Raw genomic sequence first — 22,022 nt, forward strand, 5'->3', positions numbered from 1 at the left:
ATCGATATTATTGAGCGATATAAAGAAATTATTTAAAAAAATTAGTGACAATTTCCAGATACAGGTACTTTGTAAATACTGTAAAAAATACATCTACTCTAAAATTATGTTATAAGCTATTGAAATTATTGATAAAGATGATAAAATTTTAAATATACATATGATAATGATTATCAACATCATTGATTGCAATTATCATTAGATTTTGGGGGAAGAGGTACCATGATATGAAATTTTTACTAAATGGTATGAGCTTAGCGATTATGTTGATATTACTAACAATATTGTCATTGTTTGTTGGTGTTAGTAAAGTTTCCATTACTGATATTTTTCATTTAACGCAAGAACAACGTAATATCATCATCTCTAGTAGAATACCTAGGACAGTCAGCATTATCATCTCAGGAAGTACACTGGCATTATCTGGACTTATTATGCAACAAATGATGCAAAATAAGTTTGTAAGTCCCACAACAGCGGGAACAATGGACTGGGCCAAATTAGGTATCTTAATCTCACTTATTTGGTTCCCACAAGAAAATATTATGATTAAATTGGCATTTGCAGTGCTTCTAAGTGTAGGAGGTACATTTTTATTTGTTAAATTAGTCCAACTGATTCGCTTTAAAGATGTAATTTTTATTCCGTTATTAGGGATTATGTTAGGTGGAATTGTATCCAGTTTTGCTACATTTATTGCCTTGAAAACGAACACCGTACAGAGCATAGGCAACTGGTTAACAGGCAATTTTGCCATTATTACAAGTGGACGCTATGAAATTTTATACTTAAGTATACCTTTGTTAATACTTACATATATATTTGCTAACCATTTTACTATTGCAGGCATGGGCAAAGATTTTAGCAATAATCTAGGTGTCAATTATGACAGAATTATCAATCTAGGACTATTCATTTCAGCTACAATTACAGCTTTAGTAGTTGTAACTGTAGGCACATTACCGTTCTTAGGTTTAATCGTACCTAATATTATCTCTATCTTTCGTGGTGATCATTTAAAAAATGCTTTACCACACACAGCAATGTTAGGCGCTATATTTGTCATGTTTTCAGATATCATTGGTAGATTAATTGTGTATCCTTATGAAATTAATATTGGTTTAACGATAGGGGTCTTTGGCACAATTATCTTTTTAACTCTACTTATGAAAGGAAGACATCATTATGCAAATTAGTGCGAATAAAAAAATAATGATTATGCTTGGTGTGACAGTACTAATTGGTGCATTATATCTAGTTGCAGGCATTGATTTCGAAATATTTCGATATCAATTGTCGAGTAAATTACGAAAATTAGTTTTAATGTTGATTGTAGGTGCTGCCATTGGCGCGTCAGTCGTAGTCTTTCAAGCAGTGACTACTAATAGATTATTAACACCATCAATTATGGGGTTAGATGCAGTTTATCTATTTATCAAAGTATTGCTAGTTTTTGCATTTGGTGTGCAATCTTTCTTAGTGACAAATTTATATGTGAACTTCTTTATTACATTAATTGTTATGATTATATTTTCATTATTGCTATTTCAAGGTGTATTTCGAATTGGCAATGTTTCGGTATATTTTATTTTGCTCATTGGTGTAATATTAGGAACTTTCTTTAGAAGTATTACTAGCTTTTTAGAATTGATTATTAATCCAGAAGACTTTTTAGCAGTCCAAAGTTCAATGTTTGCTAACTTTGATGCTTCTAATGAAAAACTAGTAACAGTAAGTGGTATTTTATTAATCATTTTAATTATTATTGTTGTGATGTTGATACCGTATTTAGATGTTTTACTGTTAGGTAGATCCCAAGCCATTAATTTAGGTGTTTCTTATGAAACGATGACACGTATCCTTATGATTTTAGTAGCTGTATTAGTATCCGTGTCTACAGCATTAGTTGGTCCGATAACATTCTTAGGGTTATTAACTGTGAACTTAGCACATGAGATTATGAAAACTTATGAACACAAGTATATTTTACCGGCAACGATTTGTTTAAGTTGGATTAGTTTATTTTTAGCACAAGGCATAGTCGAAAATTTATTTGAAGCAACGACGCAAGTGAGTATTATCATTGATTTAGTAGGTGGAAGTTACTTTATTTACTTACTAATTAAAAGGAGAAATGCAAATTGATTAGTGTACATAACGTTAATAAAACAATTCAAGATAAACAAATACTAAGCGATATTTCTGTAGATATACAACCAGGACGTTTAACAACTATGATTGGACCCAATGGGGCAGGGAAAAGTACATTGTTATCGGCAATAACACGTATGATTGAACATGATGGTGGCGATATTGCTATTGAAGGTCGTGATATTCATAGTTATAAAAGTAACGATTTAGCAAAAAAACTGTCCATTTTAAAACAAACGAATCATACAGAATTGAATATAACGGTAGAACAACTTGTTAATTTTGGGCGTTTTCCTTATTCGAAAGGGCATTTAAAACAAGAAGATAAAGATCAAGTAGAATATGCCTTAGATTTATTGAAATTACAAGATATACGATATCAATCAATAAAAACACTTTCTGGAGGTCAACGTCAACGCGCATATGTTGCTATGACCATTGCACAAGATACAGAATATATTTTATTAGATGAACCATTAAACAATTTAGATATGAATCACTCTGTTCAAATTATGCAGACGTTACGTCGTTTAACACGTGATTTAAATAAAACGATAGTAGTTGTCATTCATGATATTAACTTTGCTTCATGTTATTCCGACGATATTATTGCCTTAAAAGATGGTGAGTTAGTCAAAGCTGGTACAAAAGATGAAGTTATTCAAGAAGAAGTGTTAAGCACACTATATGATATGGACTTGAGTATAGAAAATATTAGAGGTCAACGTATTTGTATCTATTTCGATGAACTGACAACAGTGAAAGAATATGAAATGGCCTTGTAACAGTTTTTAATTCTTTGAAGGGAGTGATGTAACCATTAAAGCAACAAAGTTTTTTTGGTGTATAAAAGGAAGGAATAATTATTTAATAGGAGGATTTAAGTAACATGAAAAAAATCGCTTTAGTAATCTTAGTAGGTTTAATGTTTTTATTAGTAGCTTGTAGTAATTCAGAAGATCAAAAGAGTTCGGACAGTAAGTCTGATGATAAATCATCAGATAAAACAGTAACTGTTAAAAATAGTTATGAAGCAAGTGGTGAAGAACGCGATGGTAGTGATGCAGAAAAAGTAAATGATACAGTGAAAGTGCCAGTAAATCCGAAAAATGCTGTAGTCTTTGATTACGGTGCATTAGATACTATGAAAGAACTAGGACTAAAAGATAAAGTTAAAGCTGTACCAAAAGGTGAAGATGGAGAATCATTACCTGATTTCTTAAGTGATTTTAAAGATAAAAAATATCTTAATACTGGAAGTTTGAAAGAAGTTAATTTTGATAAAGTTGCAGCAGCAAAACCTGAAGTAGTCTTTATTTCTGGTAGAACAGCTAATCAAAAAATTCTAGATGAACTTGAAAAAGCAGCTCCAGATGCAAAAGTAGTTTACATAGGTGCTGATGAAGAAAATTCAGCAAAATCAATGAAGAAAAACACTGAAATCTTAGGTAAAATATACGAAAAAGAAGATAAAGCCAAAGAATTGAACAAAGAATTCGATGATAAAGTTGCAAGCATTAAAGATAAAACAAAAGAATTCAAAGATCAAACAGCAGCATTCTTGTTAGTGAATGAAGGAGAATTATCAACTTTTGGTGCTAATGAACGTTTCGGTTCAATGATCTTTAATACTATGGGCTTTAAACCAGTCGATGAAAGTATTAAAAATAGTCAACATGGTCAAAACATTACAAATGAATATCTTGTAGAGAAAAACCCTGATATGATTTTTGCCATGGATAGAGGACAAGCTATTGGTGGTAAATCAACAGCGAAAAAAGCACTAGGTAATGATGTCATTAAAGATGTCGATGCAGTTAAAAATGACAAAGTTTATGAATTAGACCCTAAATTGTGGTATTTTGCTAGTGGTTCAACAACAACTTCTGTAAAACAAATTGAAGAAGTAGAAAAAGCTATAGATAAAAATTAATTACTCTACCGTGGGGGTTCAATAATTAATGATTAAACTAAACCGAATGACTTATGGCGTTGAAACGTTCATAAGGCATTCGGTTTTTTAATTTCGATTGAAGGTAAAGTGCCATTGACTGATAGAACTAAAAGTGGAAAAGTGAATAAGCCGTTGTTTAATAGAGACTAAATGAATTTTATAGTTATGGTTCAATATTATAAACGTTCATTCATATACTACTCCCAGTTGGCTAGCACGTGACTAAAATGTTATCAATGATTCAAATAAACTACAAAGGTCTATATAAACAAAGAAAACGTCAATTTCTATTTGAATAAAATAGAAATTGACGCTTTTATTTAACTAAAGTTATTTATATCTCAATTCGTTAAATTAATTAAACTGAAAAATAGTGATGATAATGAAATTTACATCTATTATTAAAATGTGCATCACAAGAAGGACAAGTTTCGGTCATCATATATTCGTTAATAGTCAACTCGTGGTGACAGACACCACAAAGTATAGCCCGCTCATTAAACTGATCTGTTGACCATCGTTGAATATTATGAGATTCATGTTCATTGTGACATTTGAAGCACGGATAGTATTTATTGCAACATTTAAACTTGATGGCAATAATGTCTAATGGTGTTTGGTAATGCGTACAACGTGATTCGTCGTCAACGAGTGAACCGTATAGTTTAGTCATATTAAATACTCCTATTGTTTTGAAGGATACTCTCCGATAATGCGAACTTCAGGATGTAAATCAATTTCAAATTTGTCTTTTACTACTTGTTGGACATAGTGTATTAGATCTTCATAATCTGTTGCTGTTCCGTTATCAACATTTACCATAAAACCAGCATGCTTTGTAGAGACTTCTACACCGCCAATACGATGGCCTTGTAACTCACTATCTTGGATTAATTTACCAGCAAAGTGACCTGGTGGTCTTTGGAAAACACTACCACAAGAAGGGTACTCTAAAGGTTGCTTAGTTTCACGACGTTCTGTTAAATCATCCATTTTAGTTTGGATTTCGTGCTGATTACCAGGCGTTAATGAAAATGAAGCTTCGAGAACTACTAAATGTTGTTTCTGAACAATACTATTTCGGTAATCTAATTCTAATTCTTGGTTAGTTAATTGGATTAAGTCACCTTGTTCGTTAACACATAGGGCATAGTCGATACAATCTTTGACTTCGCCACCATAAGCGCCAGCGTTCATAAAAACAGCGCCACCAATTGAGCCGGGAATGCCACAAGCAAATTCTAAGCCAGTCAACGCATAATCTCTAGCTTTACGTGAGACATCGATGATTGCAGCACCGCTACCAGTAATAATGACGTTGTCGGAAACTTCAATATGATCGAGTGATAATAAACTAATGACGATACCTCTAATACCACCTTCACGGATAATTATATTAGAGCCATTGCCTAAATAAGTAATCGGAATTTCATGGTGATTGGCAAATTTTACAATAGCTTGAACGTGTTCATATTTTGTCGGTGATAGATAATAGTCAGCTTGTCCGCCAGTTTCAGTGTAAGTATAACGTTTAAGAGGTTCATCCACTTTGATAATATTTGATGGAACAATTGCTTCTAACGCTTTTAAGATGTCTTCTTTATGCAAGTGTAGTACATCCTTTCTTCTTGAATTCATTTTTTATTATATCAAGTATTTCCATAATTTGCTAAATAGTCTAATACAAATATACAATGATTTATAATAGCGCATAGCATTGTATTAGTATAGGTATATTTATAATTGTTGATATAAGTGTGCAAATATTTGTTGTTTACCATTTTCATAATCTCGAATGGTATGAGTTGTTTGAGTTAATTCTAATTTCTGTTGCTCAAACTGTTGGATAATATATTGATTATGTTCGAGTGCATCATCCATAGCTAAGTATTGATTGTATAGGTCGCTATCTCTTTGGATAATGTGTAGTCTAGTCTGTTGTTTTAAATCAATTAAATTATTGAATTGGGCCATGACTACTTTTTTCTTATAATGATGATGAAGGCGATAAAAATTTTCATAATTTAAACGTTTTTCATCTAAAGCAGTAATATCATGCAAATTATTAACACCTACGAGAATATCTAATATTGGTTCTGTTTGATAGTTGAAATGACGTGTACCACCAATGTGATAAGTCGTTTTTACTGGGGTGTCTAATAGTTGTTTCAGTGTACGTGCAATATGATTATAACATTGGTGATAAGTTGCTTCACTATCGGAAATAATAAAGGGTTGGACTGTACTGTACATACTACATCTATGCTCCTTAAAATAATTGTGATTTAAAAAGTCTGAATTAATATATCATATATCATTTTCAATATAAATATCTTTATGTATAATACGTTATGATAAGGAGTGCAGAAATGAAAAAAATATTATATCTTGTATTATTATGCTGCATTGTTTTTTCCTTAGCGGCATGTGGCAATAAAGAAGATTCAAGCATTAAAGATTTTGAATCAACCTTAAAGCTATCACAAAATAAAGGCCATGCATTAAAAACAACGGTTGATGAACTGAACATTGAACAATTAGATGAGTTAAGTAATAAAGAAACAACTGATAAAAATAAACGTGAAATTAATCAACTACAAAATGATATTAATAATAAACTTGTGCCGAAAATGACTGCTTATGAAGATTCTATTAAAAATATCAAAGCTTCATCTGAACAGGCAAAATCATTAAAAAAATCATATCGTAAAACGGTTGAACAACAAATAAATGCGTTAAAAGAGTTACAAACTTTTGTTAGTCTATGTAATCAATCTATTAAAGCAAATGAAGATATTTTAGATTATACAAGGTTATTTGAAAAAAATCGTTCTAAAGTAGAAAAAAATATGGATAATGCCTCCGCTGCTGGAAGTACTACTGAGGTACATATTCTCACTAAAAAATTGGAATCAAATAGTCGTGAGCTGAAAGCAACAGCTCAAAAAAATGTTGATACAAATAATGATAAAGAAGCTAAAGCACAAATTGAAAATGACATTATGCCTTTGATAGAAAGTCAAATTAAAGATTTAAATCAAACAACAATTAGCGATAGTAATGTGAATGCAGCACGTAAAAATACTATAGAAATGTATTATAGTTTGCAAAATTATTATGAAACACGAAAAGAAACGATTACTATAGGTGAGAAACTCGATAAAATTGACTATAACAAATTACCTAAAAATGGGAAGGATTTAGAACAATACGAAAAACCATTTGAGCAAGAGCTTAAAGAAGTTGAGTAGGGTGCAATTAAATAATTCCCCAAGATTAATAAAACGATTTTCGAATAAGTGGTTAACAATAAAAAGTTATTTGTGTATAATGGGAACCATTGATAAGAATATTATCGAGTCGCTTACACCTAGAAATTAACTAGGGTGTGTGTTAAATACTTTTAGAGGTGAATAGAATGGCTATAAAGCTGAGTTCGATTGACCAGTTTGAACAAGTTTTAAATGAAAATAAATATGTATTTGTATTTAAACATAGTGAAACATGTCCAATTTCGGCAAATGCATATGATCAATTCAACAAATTTTTATATGAGAGGGACATGGATGGTTATTATTTAGTAGTTCAACAAGAACGCAAACTATCCGATTATATTGAAGACAAAACTAATATAAAACATGAATCACCACAAGCATTTTATTTTGTGGACGGTAAAGCAATATGGAATGCAAGTCATAATGATATTAATGTTTCATCATTAGCGACAGCAGAAGAATAACAATTAAATAGATAACAGGGCGCTGGTTATGTACACAAAAAGATTTGTCGATAACAAGCGCCCTTTTAATGTGAAATATTTCTGTAAGGCATGTATAATGTAACAATGAATGTTAATGTAGAATGCTACATAAAATCTAAACGCTTAAATATTGCGATACATGTATGATTGTGGAATGTAAGATGTTTTGGGAATGTTTGAAGGTAATAATAATCATACTGCATATTTAAATGAGTATTAATTTATGAGGTGACAAGAAATGAAAGTATTAGTTGCTATGGATGAATTTAATGGAATAATCTCTAGTTATCAAGCTAATAGATATGTTGAAGAAGCTGTCGCAAGTAAAATACAATCCGCAGACATAGTTCAAGTGCCGTTATTTAATGGTCGCCATGAGTTGATGGATTCGGTATTTTTATGGCAGTCAGGTACTAAATATAAAGTGATGGCACATGATGCGGTAATGAATCCAGTTGAAGCAATATATGGTATTACAGAAAGTAATATGACCGTCATCGAAGGAAATTTGTTTTTAAAAGGTGAAGGTGATATCACGCATTGCTCAAGTTATGGTTTGGGAGAAGTAATGTACGATGCATTAGAAAATCAAGCAAAACATCTAGTCATATCATTAGGTGGTATTGATAGTTTCGACGGCGGTGCAGGTATGCTACAAGCTTTAGGAGCTAAGTTTTATGATGATGAAGGTGAAGAAGTTGATACAAGACAAGGAAGTCGTGTATTAAAATTTATACGAACTGTTGATTTTAAAGGCTTGCATCCGCGTTTACAAGAAGTGCGATTACAATTGATGTCAGATTTTGATAGTAAACTTTATGGTAAGCATAGTGAAATTATGCAAATTTATAAAAATAAACAAGTGACATATACAGAAGCGGTGGAGATTGATAACCTCATTTGGTATTTTAGTGAAATTGTGAAAAATGAAGTTCAACAATCTTTAGGACTCATTGAACGTGGAGGTGCTGGGGGTGGCATAGCCGCAGTCCTACATCAATTATATCAAGCAGAAATTTTAACTAGTCATGAACTTGTCGATCAAATAACCCATTTGGAATCATTAATTCAACAAGCAGATTTAATCATCTTTGGTGAAGGGGTAAATGAAGAGGATCAAATTTTAGAAACAACTACGATACGTATAGCTGAATTAAGCACAAAATATGATAAACCAGCAATTGCTATTTGTGCTACAAGTGATAAATTTGACCAATTTGAATCCTTAGGTGTTACCGCTATGTTTAACACATTTATTGAAATGCCAGAAAGCTTTACTGACTTTAAAATGGGCATTCAAATTAGACATTATACTGTCCAAGCGCTTAAACTATTACAGCGAGCATTTGATTAAATTTATATAAAGCAATCGCCAATGTCAGTGTTCTAAGAACCTCGGCATTGGCGATTTTTATGTTAGTTATTAATTTTCTTCATAATAGTGAACGACTTCTTGAGCGATATTAACGACTACATGTACAGCTTGTTCCATAACATCAATTGAAGCGTATTCGAAAGGTCCATGGAAATTTGCACAACCTGTAAAAATATTTGGCGTAGGTAAACCTTTGAAGGATAGTTGAGATCCGTCTGTGCCGCCTCGAATAGGGTCTGTATTTGGTACTATGTCTAAGTTGTTAAAAGCACGTTTAGCGATCTCTATTACATGTGGATTTTGGTTTATTTGCTCGCCCATATTATAATATTGATCATTAATAGTGACCGTAATCGGATCATCTTCAAAATGGTCATTAATCGTCTCTTTAAGTTCAATCATATGTTTTTTTCGCACATCGAAATTTTTACTATCATGGTCACGAATAATATAATGTAAAGATGCTTTTTCAACATCACCATTAAATTGCATTAAATGATAAAAGCCTTCATAACCCTCTGTGCGTTCTGGCACTTCATTTTGCGGTAATAGCGAATGATATTGGTGTCCAAGAGACAGTGCATTAATCATCGCATTTTTAGCTGAACCAGGGTGGACATTAACGCCGTATGCAGTGACAATCGCTTCAGCTGCATTAAAGCTTTCATATTGTAATTCTCCTAATTCGCTACCGTCCATAGTAAAAGCAAATGCCGCATTAAAACGATCGACATCAAATTTGTGTGGGCCACGGCCAATTTCTTCGTCCGGCGTAAATCCTACACGAATAGGGCCATGTTTAATCTCTGGATGGTCAATTAAATACTTGAGTGCTTCCATAATTTCTACTACGCCAGCTTTGTCATCTGCACCTAATAACGATGTACCGTCAGTAATCATTAATGTATGACCTTCAACATTTTTCATAGCAGGGAAGGTTTCTTGGCTTAATACCCGATTTGTATCTCCCAATTTAATCGGTGTACCATCATATTCTTGGATAATTTGAGGATTAACATTTGTGGCATTGAAATCTGGTGACGTATCGACATGTGCTAAGAAACCGACAGTAGGTAACTCATATGAAACATTGCTGTCGAGTGTTGCAAATAAGTAACCATTGTCATCTACATCTGTAGTTAAGCCAAACGCTTGTAATTCGCTTTCCAGCACGCGCAATAAGTCCCATTGTTTTGCTGTTGACGGTGTTGTTGTGGACTCTGGGTCTGACTGTGTGTCTATTGTGACATATCGCGTTAATCGTTCAATAATTTGTGATTTCATGTAAAACACCCCTTAAGCTCTGTTGTTTATATCATAAGATTTCTTATATGTTTTGCCTTTCATTTTACCATAATATTGTTTAATACGCGTATAGAGAAAATACAATATTTCAGCACATAAAATTCCAAAAGCGATAGCTCCTGATATTAAAGTAACTTCTAAAAAGGTATTTACAGCATGTGTATATTGATTGGTAACGAGTAGGCGTGTTGCTTCATACGCAAGACCTCCGGGGACCAAAGGGATAATACCTGGAACGATAAAGATAATAACCGGTCGTTTATAGTGACGACTCATAGTGTGACTCATAATACCTAAGATGAGGCTACCAAGAAATGCAGCCATAACTTTACCTAAATCCATATCTACTGTAAATTTATAAATTGTCCAGCCCATCGCACCTACAAAACCACAGGCAAATAGGAGACGTCGAGGTGCATTGAAAATAATAGAAAATAGTGTGGTAGCAATAAAACTAATAGCAAATTGTGCTAAGTAATATAGCAATATCATGACTGTCACCTCCTAAAATAAAAGTAAGACTATAGCAACACCAGCTCCGATGGCGAAAGCTGTAATTGCTGCTTCGACACCACGTGACATACCTGCAAGCAATTCACCAGCAAGTAAATCACGTATTGCGTTGGTGATTAATATACCAGGTACTAAAGGCATAACACCGGCAATAGTTATAGTATCCTGATTGATTGCTAATCCGAGTTTAGTACTAATAGCTGCAATACTTATTACCACTGCAGCACTAATAAATTCTGAAAAGAACTTGATTTGTATAAAACGTTGGACAAAATCAAAAGTTAAAAAGGCGCCGGCTCCTGCTAAAACTGCAAAGATAAAGTCATGTGCAACGCCACCGAACATGAATAAGAAAAAACCACAGGCAACCATCGCAGCAATAAATTGTGTTACAAATGAGTATTGTAACGAGGCGTGGTGTAGTTGAAACAATTCCTCTTTGGCTTCATCTATTGTAAGTTCATTATTCGAAATTTTTCGAGATAAACTATTAGTTAAAGCAATTTTTTCTAAATCTGTCGTACGTTCTCGAATACGTATTAAGCGAGTATTGGTACGATCGTTTAAAGAAAAGATAATTGCTGTTGAAGTTACAAAACTATATGTATCATCTAGGCCATAACTTGCTGCCATACGATTCATTGTATCTTCAACACGATATGTTTCAGCACCACTTTCAAGTAAAATTCTACCTGCAATGAGTACTAAATCAATCACTTTATTTTCATCAATAATTGTGATTGAGTCAGACATTGTCGCCACCTCCAAATAATGTGTTGAACAATTGAAAGTTTACAGTCTCTTTGTACAACTTTCAATAGTTAATGTGGTTAGTCATATAGATTTAATATTATATTTGACAATATATAAAAACAATCCGTAAATTTTATAATTACGGATTGTTTATACATTAAATAATTAAAGTTTAATGATTGGGTTGAACATAACTTGATTTCGGCCTTCTTGTTTAGCTACATGCAACATATCATCTGCATCTTTAAAGACTTTACGTTGTGACTTATAATCATCTTGTGTTAAGAAACCAACACCAATAGATACAGATAATTTTATTACTTCTTTATTTGGCAAGTGGAATGATGATTGCTCTACACCATTGCGTATAGCTTCACTTAACTTAACGCATTGATCTAAACTATAATCTCTCAGTACGATTGAAAATTCTTCGCCACCATTGCGGTAAATATTGAAATGTGTTGGAACGTAATTAATAAGTAACTGTGACATTTGTCTTAACACTGCATCGCCAGCTTGATGAGAGTATTGGTCATTCACATCTTTAAACCCATCAATATCAATAAGTAACAGTCCCAAGCTTTCTTGATGTTGCTCCGCTTCACGTGAAACTTTATTCAGATGACGATCAAATTCTTTTACGTTTCCAAGTCCGGTTAGATAATCGATACTGTCTTCATTTTCATAGCGGTTAACTAACGAAAAGAAATGCCAAATATCAACAAAGGTAACTGATGAAGTAATAGTTAATACAAAGGATATAGGAATTAAGAATAAGACTTCCATCCAATCGACATATGGGCTTATAAGTGCTAACATTGCATAAATGATTAGACTAATTGTGTTTAATATCTGGATAGAAACAATGTCGCTTTGTTTTAAAAATGGGCCGATCATACTGACAATAATTGCAATTACAAGTAAGATAACCCCATTTATAATAGAGTGGTCAAATATAAAAATGCTTACTAAGGAAACAATAATTGCAGCTAGTACAGTATATATTAAGTTGGTATACCTACCTATGAAGAGTAACGGTATAAACGTTAATTCAATGATATATGCATCAAATAATGGGATAGGGTAGGCAGACAGTAATAAAGCAACAATTGTCATTAATACTGTAACGTAAGCTTTGGAAAATATCATGATTCTATTTTCTGAGTATTGTAAACGGTGAAATAAATAGATACCGGCTACAGTAACAGAAATATTATATATTATTGCTTCAAACATTTTATTAAACGCTCCTTTAAAATAACACTTTGTCATTGTAAGTGAAAACTTACAATTTGTCATCATCATTTCTATACAAATTCACAAAAAACCCGTTTTTTAATGTTAAAATGAACTAGCGAATGATATTATAATAAAATGAATAAACATTCGAGAAATCTGATAAAAAGGTTTTGTTAATATTATACTTATTTCGATTTGTAATCTTAAATAGTTTTAAGGTATGATTACTAAAGTAAATATTAAACGTAAATTAAATGTATACACTTGTTATGTATATTAAATTATTATACAGTAATAAGCATTATACAACTGTTATAAATAGGACATACAGATGTTGGATTCAGAGTGAAATTACAACATTTAGAATTAAATTAATGAAGGTGAACTGATGTATACATTATTATTAATCATTTTTTCAATGATAGTCAGTTTAATACTTACACCAATAATAATCAAAATTTCACATAAAATGGGGATTGTTGATAAACCAAACTTCAGAAAAGTGCACACGAAACCTGTTTCTGTGTTAGGTGGTACTGTCATATTGTTTTCGTTTTTACTTGGCATATGGTTGGGTCACCCAATTGAAACTGAAGTTAAGCCTCTAGTGATTGGCGCTGTAATAATGTATCTTGTTGGATTAGTCGATGATATTTATGACTTGAAACCCGTAATTAAATTACTTGGTCAAATTATTGCAGCATTAGTCGTTGTTTATTATGGTATAACTATTGATTTTATATCGCTACCCATAGGTCCTACAATTCATTTTGGTGTTTTAGGTATTCCTATTACTGTAATTTGGATTGTAGCTATTACAAATGCAATTAATTTAATAGATGGTTTGGACGGTTTAGCATCAGGCGTATCTGCCATAGCATTAGCAACAATCGGTTTTATAGCTATACTTCAAGCGAATGTGTTAATTATTATGATATGTAGCGTCCTGATAGGTGCTTTATTAGGCTTTTTATGCTTTAATTTTCACCCTGCTAAAATATTTTTAGGTGACAGTGGTGCACTTTTAATTGGCTTTATTGTTGGCTTTTTATCATTACTTGGGTTTAAAAATATTACATTCGTTTCGTTATTCTTCCCAATTGTTATTTTAGCGGTACCGTTTATCGATACGCTATTTGCAATGATACGTCGTGTGAAAAAAGGTCAACATATTATGCAAGCAGATAAGTCGCACCTACATCACAAACTGCTAGAACTAGGTTATTCACATAGACAAACTGTAACCTTAATTTATTCCATCGCACTATTATTTAGTTTATCCAGTATTATTTTGTATTTATCACAACCATGGGGCGTTGTAATGATGTTAATCTTAATAGTTGTTACGATTGAACTAATTGTGGAATTTACTGGCTTAATTGATGATGACTATAGACCGATATTGAAACTGATTGAAAAGAAAGATCACAACGAAAAATAGCATAATAAAAAGAGTTCTGAGACTAAATGATTGCTCGACCTATGTATTCTTACTTAGTTTAGATTACGTAGCCCAAGTTAATGATTTAATCTCAGAATTTTTTAGTTATGTGGTTATATCAAATGGTAGGTGTTTAACCTCACCTTCGATTAAATCGAATTTGCCAGCAGTCGTGCGATTTAAGAATGCTAAAAATGCGTCATATTCTGTGGCAACAACGTCAATGCTATAACTTACTTTATCAGTATATTGCGTATCACGTAACAGAAATGAAGTAGAAGCTAGTTCATATTCAAATTTACCAGTTAAATCATAATTAATCGCAACTGTAACAGGGACTGCCTCTTTTAGCGCTACGCGGCCGATATCATAAATTACATCTCGTACTGCGCCACTATATGCACGAATCAGTCCGCCTCCACCTAATTTGATACCTCCAAAATAACGTGTTACTACGACACAGACATTATGAGTCTCTAATTTTTTAAGTATATCCAACATAGGAACACCAGCCGTACCACTTGGTTCACCATCATCATTTGCTTTTTGGATATTCATTTGATTACCTATCGTATAAGCTGAACAATTATGAGTTGCCTCTTTATGTTCTTGTTTAACCTCAGCTATGAATGACTTTGCTTCGTCTTCATCCGCTACTGGTTTAATATGGGCTATAAATCTAGATTTATTTATAACATTTTCGATTTGATGTTCAGCTTTTATCGTAATAATTGGTTCTTCCATGTATGATTCCACCTCTATTTTTGACGCTCTAAATTTGGAAATTCTAATCTTTATACCACTAGAATGCTATAAAGGTAGTAGAATTACAAAAGCTAAATGTGTTACTTTCTATTATACTATAATACAAACAACAATTATAATTACATAAAGGAATTTTCTTTTGTTAGAAATTACGGTATGATAAATGTGAGTATAATTGAGGAGGATTATGATGAAGATTGCTGTCTTGACAGATTCCACAAGCTATCTATCTCAATCAATGATTGATAAATATAATATTAAAGTAGCTCCGTTAAGTGTAACTTTTGATAATGGTGATAATTTTATTGAAAACGAAACTATTTTTGCACCTGAATTTTATGAACGAATGAAAACATCTAAAACGATACCAACAACGAGTCAACCTGCGATAGGTGTCTATTTAGAATTGTATGAAGCCTTGCGTGAAGAAGGGTATACTGATGTTGTTGCTGTAATGATGTCATCAGGAATTAGTGGTAGTTATCAAACTGCAACACAAGCCGCTGAAATGGTTGAAGGTATTAAGGTGCATACGTTTGATTCCAAATTAGCTGCAATGGTTGAAGGTGCTTATGTATTAAGAGCAATAGAATTAATTAAGCTAGATTATAAACCTGAAGCTATTATTGCTGATTTAGAAAATATGCGTGAGCAAACTGGAGCAGTTTTAATGGTAGATGATTTAAAAAATTTACAAAAAAGTGGACGTATCACGGGTGCTCAAGCATGGATTGGTACAATGTTAAAAATGAAGCCTGTACTAAAATTCGAAGATGGTAAAATTTTACCAGAAGAGAAAGTACGTACCAAAAAGCGTGCTTTAAAGGCGTTAGAACAAAAAGTATTGGACCAAGTTAATGGACTTGAAGAATTTACACTATTTATTATTGGTGGAGATAAAAAAGAAGATTCAAAATGGCTTTACGAAGATTTAAAAGCGGCGCATCCAGATTATAATATTATTTTTTCTGAATTTGGGCCGGTAATCGCAGCGCATTTAGGTTCTGGCGGTATAGGTTTAGGATATACTTGCCGTACAATTACAGAAAAATAAATATAAGACGTTATTAGAGACTAGAACAATATGAGGGTGTTACAGTAGTTAACATTTAATATGGCTCTAGTCTTTTTTGAGGTGATGAACAATCAAACTATATGGTAGGTTAGTTACCAATCATGCTTTGCTGACAACTGAAAAGGTGATTTATTGTGGGCCAGGCATTACGCAAGAACGAAGTGTAACGACTTGTTTGCAGTGCGGTTCTATCTATAGACGTCACATTCACAGTTATTACTCACCACTATTACAACGTGATATATTATATTGTCGCTATTGCCTCCAATTAGGACGTATGGATAGTCTGTCGGATGTTTATATAACACAAACATATAATGTAGCTACATCTGCAGAATTTAATATACCTTTTAAGTTATCTCCACAACAACATTATGGTGCAACAGCGTTATTAGAAGCTGTTAAGTCAAGGCAAGATCAACTGTTACACGCTGTGACTGGAGCGGGTAAAACAGAAATGATGTTTCCAGCATTGCAATATGCAAGGCAACAAGGACTAAATGTTGCAGTAGTATCACCACGCACTGACGTAGTTATAGAGCTTACTCTGAGGTTACGAGCAGCATTTCAACAAGAATGCATAGATGTACTGTATCGAGGGCAACCTCAACGATTTAATGGTCATTTTGTTATTGCTACTGTGCATCAATTGCTACGTTTTAAACAGCATTTTCAACTAGTTATTGTAGATGAGGTAGATGCGTTTCCACTAGCAATGGATAGAGTATTGCAACATTCAATAACGTTAGCATCGACACACGACCGATGTCATATTTATATGACTGCAACGCCTCCCAAATCACTTTTAAGACAATTTAAAGCTTCGAATATAATTACATTACCTGCACGTTTTCATCGACAACCATTACCGATACCACAATTTCAATATTTTAAATTGACACCACAACGACCGCAAACCAACCTTGTACGACTACTATGTCGACAACAAGCAGCGGGGAGAATAACACTTGTATTTGTTCATAGTATTAAGCTATTAAGACAGTTAGAGCATACGTATCAAAAGGTGCTAGTACAGTCAGCATTTGTGTCGAGTGACGATGCACTACGCATGACCAAAGTACAAGAATTGAGAGCAGGGAAATATGTTAGCGTGTTTACTACTACTATCTTAGAAAGAGGGTTTACACTAGCTAAGTTAGACGTTGTTGTATTAAATAGCCACACTTTTACACAGCATGTATTAATTCAAATGTCAGGACGTGTAGGACGTAAAACTGAAGCTCCTACAGGTAATGTTTGGTTTTATCATCAAGGAATATCTACACAGATGTTAAAAGCAAAGCACGCGCTAAAACGAATGAATCGCATAGCACAACAACGGGGATGGATTGATGGTTAATTGTCTATGGTGTGATGCGCAAATTAATGAGGCGTTAACGATTACAAACTTTTACGCCCGTCCTGTACTAATATGTGAGGCGTGTGACGATGCTTTGCAACAATGTAAAATTCAGACAAAAGCGTGTTGTACTACTTGTTTAAAACCAATATCAGATAATCAAAGCCAATGTATGGATTGTGCTATGTTGGCTAAGCGCTATCAACGCATCAATCAACTATATTGTAATTTTCAGTACAAAGGAATGATGAAAGCAGTGTTACAACAATACAAATTCAACAGAGATTACGTACTTTGTACATTGATAGCACGATATATACAGTTACCGCGTATGCATTATGACTATATTATCCCGATTCCTTCTCATAGCTCTAGAGATCGTTGGCGGACATTTAATCCAGTGACTGCAGTGTTAGCATGTATGCATGTTAAATATACTAACTGTTTAACAATGCAGTATGATCGTAAACAATCATCTTTAACCAAACGTCAACGTTTAAGTCAGCCTAATCCATTTATAATTACAGCAGATTTGGACTTTACTAATAAAAATATTTTGTTAGTAGATGACATCTATACTACTGGAATTACTGTTCATCAAGCAGCATGTAAATTTTTTGTAAGAAAAATCAGAAAATTCGATGTCTTTACATTTGCACGCTAACGTAAACGTGGTATTATGAGAGTAAGCAACATTACCAATATAGAGGTTTTAAAGGAGTCGATTACTATGTTTAGATTTGAAATTCACGGAGAGAACCTCACTATTACAGATGCAATCCGTAACTATATTGAGGATAAAATTGGTAAACTCGAACGTTACTTTAACAATGTTCCAAACGCTATCGCACATGTTAAAGTCAAAACGTATCAAAACTCAGCTACTAAAATTGAAGTAACAATTCCATTAAAAAATGTAACATTAAGAGCTGAAGAAAGACATGACGACTTATATGCGGGTATAGATTTAATTAATAATAAACTTGAACGTCAAGTAAGAAAATATAAAACTCGTGTGAATCGTAAAAGTAGAGACAAAGGGGATCAAGAAGTTTTTGCTGAAATTGTAGAAGATAATAAAGCAGATGCTTTAGATGATACAAGTCAGGAAAATGACTTCGAAATTATTCGTTCTAAACAATTTAGCTTAAAGCCAATGGATTCTGAAGAAGCGGTGTTGCAGATGGATTTATTGGGTCATGATTTCTTTATTTTTACAGATCGTGAAACTGACGGAACAAGTATTGTTTATAAACGTAAAGATGGAAAATATGGTTTAATAGAAACAACAGAACAATAACTAACTATAAGTGTTGAAGCGTTCATGATTAAGTTAAATCGTGGACGCTTCTTTTATGTTATGTTAGTATGAAATAATTTGATAGCACAAAGACTAAGTTGTGCTAGGATAAGCGAGTTATTATATAGAACAGTATGAAATGTAAAGTATATTAACAACAGCAAAGGAAATGTAAATATATTTATAACAATAATCCTATAAGTGTAATTTTAAGCTAATTAATGGTATTATAAATTGTTGTAAGTAATAGAGTTATTAAGCTAAAGGAGCGAACAGAATGGGTTTTTTATCAAAGATAGCTGATGGTAATAATAAAGAAGTAAAGCGCCTTGGTAAATTAGCAGACAAAGTTCTCAAGTTAGAAGAGGACATGTCTATATTAACTGATGAAGAAATAAAAGAAAAAACAAAATCGTTTCAAGATAAAGTACAGGCAGAAGAAGATGTACAGAAGCAAAATAAAATATTAGACGAGATTTTACCAGAAGCTTTTGCCTTAGTAAGAGAAGGTTCAAAACGTGTCTATAATATGATACCGTACCGTGTTCAAATTATGGGTGGTTTAGCAATCCATAAAGGTGATATTGCTGAAATGCGTACAGGTGAAGGTAAAACGTTAACCGCTACAATGCCGACATATTTAAATGCCTTAGCAGGTCGTGGTGTTCATGTTATTACAGTCAATGAATACTTAGCGAGCAGTCAAAGTGAAGAAATGGCAGAACTATATAATTTCTTAGGGTTGTCAGTAGGCGTAAATTTAAACAGCAAAACAACAGCTGAAAAACGAGAAGCATACGCATGTGATATCACTTATAGTACGAATAATGAATTAGGATTTGACTATTTGCGTGATAATATGGTGAATTATGCTGAAGAACGCGTTATGCGTCCACTACATTACGCTATTATTGACGAAGTCGATTCTATTTTAATTGATGAAGCACGTACACCATTGATTATTTCAGGAGAAGCTGAAAAATCAACGTCATTATATACACAAACAAACGTCTTTGCGAAGATGTTAAAAAGTGAAGATGACTTTAATTATGATGAAAAAACTAAAGCAGTGCAATTAACAGAACAAGGTATTGATAAAGCAGAACGTATGTTTAAAATCGATAACCTTTATGACGTTAAGAATGTTGATATTATTAGTCACATTAATACTGCTTTACGTGCACACGTGACACTTCAACGCGATGTTGATTATATGGTCAATAATGGAGAAGTATTAATTGTCGACCAATTTACTGGTCGTACGATGCCTGGACGTAGATTCTCTGAAGGCTTACATCAAGCGATTGAAGCTAAAGAAGGCGTTAAAATTCAAAATGAATCTAAAACTATGGCGTCAATTACTTTCCAAAACTACTTCCGTATGTATAATAAATTAGCTGGTATGACCGGAACAGCTAAAACGGAAGAAGAAGAATTTCGTAACATTTACAATATGACAGTGACACAAATTCCAACGAATAAACCTGTACAACGTGTCGATAAACCTGACTTAATTTACATTAGTCAAAAAGGTAAGTTTGATGCAGTTGTAGATGATGTCATTGACAAACATAAACAAGGACAACCTGTATTGCTAGGTACAGTTGCAGTTGAAACAAGTGAATATATTTCTAACTTACTAAAAAAACATGGTATTCGTCATGATGTGTTAAACGCCAAAAACCATGAACGCGAAGCCGATATAGTTGCAGGTGCTGGTCAAAAAGGTGCAATTACTATTGCGACAAATATGGCTGGACGTGGTACAGATATCAAGCTTGGTGATGGCGTAGAAGAATTAGGTGGTTTAGCAGTCATTGGTACGGAACGACATGAATCACGTCGTATTGATGATCAATTACGTGGTCGTTCTGGTCGTCAAGGTGACAAAGGTGATAGTCGATTTTATTTATCGCTACAAGATGAATTGATGGTCCGCTTCGGTTCAGAAAGATTGCAAAAAATGATGAATCGCTTAGGTATGGATGACTCTACTCCTATTGAATCCAAAATGGTATCACGTGCTGTAGAATCTGCACAAAAACGAGTAGAAGGTAATAACTTTGATACTCGTAAACGTATTCTTGAATATGATGATGTACTACGTAAACAACGTGAAATTATTTATGGCGAACGTAATAATATCATTGATAACGAGAATAGTTCAGAGTTAGTCAATGCCATGTTGCAATCAACATTACAACGTAGCGTGACATATTATATTAATGATGATGAGGAAGAACCAGATTATGAACCATTTATCAACTACATTGATGATGTGTTCCTTAATGAAGGTGAACTTAAAGTATCTGATGTTAAAGGAAAAGACAGTGAAGATATTTATAATCTTGTTTGGCAAAAAGTTGAAGCTGCATTGGCAGAACAAAAAACAGAGATTGGCGATCAATTCCCTGAGTTTGAACGTATGATTTTATTACGTTCAATTGATACGCACTGGACTGATCATATAGATACTATGGATCAATTAAGACAAGGTATTCACTTACGTTCCTATGGTCAACAAAACCCATTACGTGACTATCAAAACGAAGGTCATCAATTGTTTGATAGCATGATGGAAAATATTGAAGAAGATGTAAGTAAATACATCTTGAAATCTGTAGTATCGGTTGAAGATGATATTGAAAGAGATAAAACAACAGACTTCGGTAAAGCGGAGCATGTTTCGGCAGAAGATGGTAAAGAAAAAGCTAAAGCACAACCATTTGTGAAAGATGAACATATTGGTCGTAATGACCCTTGTCCATGTGGTAGTGGTAAAAAATATAAAAATTGTCACGGTGCTTAATGCTGTCGTGTAGAGCCTGGAGCATATTATTGTTCTAGGTTCTTTTGTATCGTTGAAAGTTATCACTAAACAAGAAATTGATGACACAGAGTGTCATGCACAAGCAACGTTAGAGGCATCATCAATGCTAATTACAGTAATAATTTATTGACTGAGGGACTAGGAGAATAAACTTACACAATGTAGACTATAATTAGAAGTGACAATTTATGTTAAAATATT

The 22,022-nt window shown here is 33.1% G+C and carries 21 protein-coding genes; 13 read left to right on the top strand and 8 right to left on the bottom strand.

The window, feature by feature from the left end:
• Positions 1–227: 227 nt before the first annotated feature.
• From CD036_RS04430 to CD036_RS04445, 4 genes are all read left to right on the top strand, one after another.
• The gene (locus CD036_RS04430; RefSeq protein WP_002509864.1) at positions 228–1,196 is read left to right on the top strand and encodes an ABC transporter permease; all 969 of its coding nucleotides are present in this window, start codon (positions 228–230) and stop codon (positions 1,194–1,196) included.
• Positions 1,186–2,145: an iron chelate uptake ABC transporter family permease subunit gene (locus CD036_RS04435; protein ID WP_002509863.1), complete on the top strand. Its 960-nt coding sequence runs from the start codon at positions 1,186–1,188 to the stop codon at positions 2,143–2,145. The genes CD036_RS04430 and CD036_RS04435 overlap by 11 nt, the downstream gene beginning before the upstream one ends.
• Positions 2,142–2,936, top strand: coding sequence for an iron ABC transporter ATP-binding protein (locus tag CD036_RS04440; protein WP_103388064.1), 795 nt, complete (start codon positions 2,142–2,144; stop codon positions 2,934–2,936). The genes CD036_RS04435 and CD036_RS04440 overlap by 4 nt, the downstream gene beginning before the upstream one ends.
• A 104-nt stretch (positions 2,937–3,040) precedes the next feature.
• The gene (locus CD036_RS04445) at positions 3,041–4,084 is read left to right on the top strand and encodes a ferrated catecholamine ABC transporter substrate-binding lipoprotein SstD (protein ID WP_002509862.1); all 1,044 of its coding nucleotides are present in this window, start codon (positions 3,041–3,043) and stop codon (positions 4,082–4,084) included.
• Between the two features lie 379 nt (positions 4,085–4,463).
• Here the strand turns inward: CD036_RS04445 and CD036_RS04450 are convergent, their stop codons facing one another.
• The 3 genes from CD036_RS04450 to CD036_RS04460 all read right to left on the bottom strand — a co-directional run bounded on the left by CD036_RS04450 (position 4,464) and on the right by CD036_RS04460 (position 6,358).
• On the bottom strand, positions 4,464–4,778 hold the full coding sequence (locus tag CD036_RS04450) for a CHY zinc finger protein (RefSeq protein ID WP_002509861.1): 315 nt from the start codon (positions 4,776–4,778) through the stop codon (positions 4,464–4,466).
• Between the two features lie 11 nt (positions 4,779–4,789).
• On the bottom strand, positions 4,790–5,713 hold the full coding sequence (murB, locus tag CD036_RS04455; RefSeq protein WP_021459140.1) for a UDP-N-acetylmuramate dehydrogenase: 924 nt from the start codon (positions 5,711–5,713) through the stop codon (positions 4,790–4,792).
• A gap of 129 nt (positions 5,714–5,842) precedes the next feature.
• Positions 5,843–6,358, bottom strand: coding sequence for a GrpB family protein (locus CD036_RS04460; protein WP_002509858.1), 516 nt, complete (start codon positions 6,356–6,358; stop codon positions 5,843–5,845).
• Positions 6,359–6,474: 116 nt separating this feature from the next.
• Between CD036_RS04460 and CD036_RS04465 the strand changes: the two genes are divergently transcribed.
• From CD036_RS04465 to CD036_RS04475, 3 genes are all read left to right on the top strand, one after another.
• Positions 6,475–7,356 carry an EMYY motif lipoprotein gene (locus CD036_RS04465; RefSeq protein WP_103388065.1) on the top strand — a complete coding sequence of 294 codons (882 nt, stop codon included), beginning with the start codon at positions 6,475–6,477 and terminating at the stop codon, positions 7,354–7,356.
• 167 nt (positions 7,357–7,523) lie between these two features.
• Complete coding sequence (gene ytxJ / locus CD036_RS04470; protein ID WP_002509856.1) at positions 7,524–7,844, top strand: bacillithiol system redox-active protein YtxJ; 321 nt, start codon at positions 7,524–7,526, stop codon at positions 7,842–7,844.
• Positions 7,845–8,103: 259 nt separating this feature from the next.
• Positions 8,104–9,219 carry a glycerate kinase gene (locus CD036_RS04475; RefSeq protein WP_103388066.1) on the top strand — a complete coding sequence of 372 codons (1,116 nt, stop codon included), beginning with the start codon at positions 8,104–8,106 and terminating at the stop codon, positions 9,217–9,219.
• Positions 9,220–9,288: 69 nt separating this feature from the next.
• Here the strand turns inward: CD036_RS04475 and pepT are convergent, their stop codons facing one another.
• The 4 genes from pepT to gdpS form a co-directional block, all read right to left on the bottom strand.
• Complete coding sequence (gene pepT, locus CD036_RS04480) at positions 9,289–10,524, bottom strand: peptidase T (RefSeq protein ID WP_103388067.1); 1,236 nt, start codon at positions 10,522–10,524, stop codon at positions 9,289–9,291.
• A 12-nt stretch (positions 10,525–10,536) separates the two neighbouring features.
• Positions 10,537–11,031 carry a threonine/serine exporter family protein gene (locus CD036_RS04485; RefSeq protein ID WP_103388187.1) on the bottom strand — a complete coding sequence of 165 codons (495 nt, stop codon included), beginning with the start codon at positions 11,029–11,031 and terminating at the stop codon, positions 10,537–10,539.
• A gap of 18 nt (positions 11,032–11,049) precedes the next feature.
• Positions 11,050–11,811, bottom strand: a complete 762-nt coding sequence (locus tag CD036_RS04490) for a threonine/serine exporter family protein (RefSeq protein ID WP_002509852.1) — start codon at positions 11,809–11,811, stop codon at positions 11,050–11,052.
• A gap of 165 nt (positions 11,812–11,976) precedes the next feature.
• On the bottom strand, positions 11,977–13,047 hold the full coding sequence (gdpS, locus tag CD036_RS04495) for a GGDEF domain-containing protein GdpS (RefSeq protein WP_002509851.1): 1,071 nt from the start codon (positions 13,045–13,047) through the stop codon (positions 11,977–11,979).
• Between the two features lie 391 nt (positions 13,048–13,438).
• On the opposite strand from gdpS, the gene CD036_RS04500 reads away from it, so the two are divergent.
• Positions 13,439–14,491, top strand: coding sequence for a glycosyltransferase family 4 protein (locus tag CD036_RS04500; protein WP_002509850.1), 1,053 nt, complete (start codon positions 13,439–13,441; stop codon positions 14,489–14,491).
• 105 nt (positions 14,492–14,596) lie between these two features.
• Here CD036_RS04500 and CD036_RS04505 read toward each other — a convergent pair whose 3' ends face one another.
• On the bottom strand, positions 14,597–15,235 hold the full coding sequence (locus CD036_RS04505; RefSeq protein WP_002509849.1) for a YigZ family protein: 639 nt from the start codon (positions 15,233–15,235) through the stop codon (positions 14,597–14,599).
• Positions 15,236–15,446: 211 nt separating this feature from the next.
• Here CD036_RS04505 and fakB1 point away from each other — a divergent pair, with 211 nt between their 5' ends.
• The 5 genes from fakB1 (at position 15,447) to secA (ending at position 21,800) form a co-directional block, all read left to right on the top strand.
• Positions 15,447–16,310: a fatty acid kinase binding subunit FakB1 gene (gene fakB1 / locus CD036_RS04510; RefSeq protein WP_002509848.1), complete on the top strand. Its 864-nt coding sequence runs from the start codon at positions 15,447–15,449 to the stop codon at positions 16,308–16,310.
• A gap of 145 nt (positions 16,311–16,455) precedes the next feature.
• A complete protein-coding gene (locus CD036_RS04515; RefSeq protein WP_343283664.1) occupies positions 16,456–17,691 on the top strand; it encodes a DEAD/DEAH box helicase family protein in 1,236 nt (411 codons plus the stop codon).
• Positions 17,684–18,355: a ComF family protein gene (locus CD036_RS04520; RefSeq protein ID WP_103388069.1), complete on the top strand. Its 672-nt coding sequence runs from the start codon at positions 17,684–17,686 to the stop codon at positions 18,353–18,355. Before CD036_RS04515 ends, CD036_RS04520 begins: the two co-directional genes overlap by 8 nt.
• Positions 18,356–18,421: 66 nt before the next feature.
• A complete protein-coding gene (hpf, locus tag CD036_RS04525) occupies positions 18,422–18,991 on the top strand; it encodes a ribosome hibernation-promoting factor, HPF/YfiA family (protein WP_002509845.1) in 570 nt (189 codons plus the stop codon).
• A gap of 277 nt (positions 18,992–19,268) precedes the next feature.
• On the top strand, positions 19,269–21,800 hold the full coding sequence (gene secA, locus CD036_RS04530) for a preprotein translocase subunit SecA (RefSeq protein WP_103388070.1): 2,532 nt from the start codon (positions 19,269–19,271) through the stop codon (positions 21,798–21,800).
• The last annotated feature ends 222 nt before the right edge of the window (positions 21,801–22,022 follow it).

This window comes from Staphylococcus arlettae (assembly GCF_002902345.1).
In the GTDB taxonomy this organism is placed as follows: Bacteria; Bacillota; Bacilli; order Staphylococcales; family Staphylococcaceae; genus Staphylococcus; species Staphylococcus arlettae.

What these genes read in the sequence shown, in the direction of transcription:
- ytxJ (WP_002509856.1), top strand. Translation starts at nt 7,524, where the DNA reads ATGGCTATAAAGCTGAGTTCGATTGACCAGTTTGAACAAGTTTTAAAT.
- CD036_RS04500 (WP_002509850.1), top strand. Translation starts at nt 13,439, where the DNA reads ATGTATACATTATTATTAATCATTTTTTCAATGATAGTCAGTTTAATA.
- CD036_RS04520 (WP_103388069.1), top strand. Translation starts at nt 17,684, where the DNA reads ATGGTTAATTGTCTATGGTGTGATGCGCAAATTAATGAGGCGTTAACG.
- hpf (WP_002509845.1), top strand. Translation starts at nt 18,422, where the DNA reads ATGTTTAGATTTGAAATTCACGGAGAGAACCTCACTATTACAGATGCA.
- CD036_RS04450 (WP_002509861.1), bottom strand. Translation starts at nt 4,778, where the DNA reads ATGACTAAACTATACGGTTCACTCGTTGACGACGAATCACGTTGTACG.
- CD036_RS04490 (WP_002509852.1), bottom strand. Translation starts at nt 11,811, where the DNA reads ATGTCTGACTCAATCACAATTATTGATGAAAATAAAGTGATTGATTTA.
- CD036_RS04430 (WP_002509864.1), top strand. Translation starts at nt 228, where the DNA reads ATGAAATTTTTACTAAATGGTATGAGCTTAGCGATTATGTTGATATTA.
- CD036_RS04505 (WP_002509849.1), bottom strand. Translation starts at nt 15,235, where the DNA reads ATGGAAGAACCAATTATTACGATAAAAGCTGAACATCAAATCGAAAAT.
- CD036_RS04465 (WP_103388065.1), top strand. Translation starts at nt 6,475, where the DNA reads ATGAAAAAAATATTATATCTTGTATTATTATGCTGCATTGTTTTTTCC.
- CD036_RS04475 (WP_103388066.1), top strand. Translation starts at nt 8,104, where the DNA reads ATGAAAGTATTAGTTGCTATGGATGAATTTAATGGAATAATCTCTAGT.
- fakB1 (WP_002509848.1), top strand. Translation starts at nt 15,447, where the DNA reads ATGAAGATTGCTGTCTTGACAGATTCCACAAGCTATCTATCTCAATCA.
- CD036_RS04460 (WP_002509858.1), bottom strand. Translation starts at nt 6,358, where the DNA reads ATGTACAGTACAGTCCAACCCTTTATTATTTCCGATAGTGAAGCAACT.
- secA (WP_103388070.1), top strand. Translation starts at nt 19,269, where the DNA reads ATGGGTTTTTTATCAAAGATAGCTGATGGTAATAATAAAGAAGTAAAG.
- CD036_RS04445 (WP_002509862.1), top strand. Translation starts at nt 3,041, where the DNA reads ATGAAAAAAATCGCTTTAGTAATCTTAGTAGGTTTAATGTTTTTATTA.
- CD036_RS04435 (WP_002509863.1), top strand. Translation starts at nt 1,186, where the DNA reads ATGCAAATTAGTGCGAATAAAAAAATAATGATTATGCTTGGTGTGACA.
- pepT (WP_103388067.1), bottom strand. Translation starts at nt 10,524, where the DNA reads ATGAAATCACAAATTATTGAACGATTAACGCGATATGTCACAATAGAC.
- gdpS (WP_002509851.1), bottom strand. Translation starts at nt 13,047, where the DNA reads ATGTTTGAAGCAATAATATATAATATTTCTGTTACTGTAGCCGGTATC.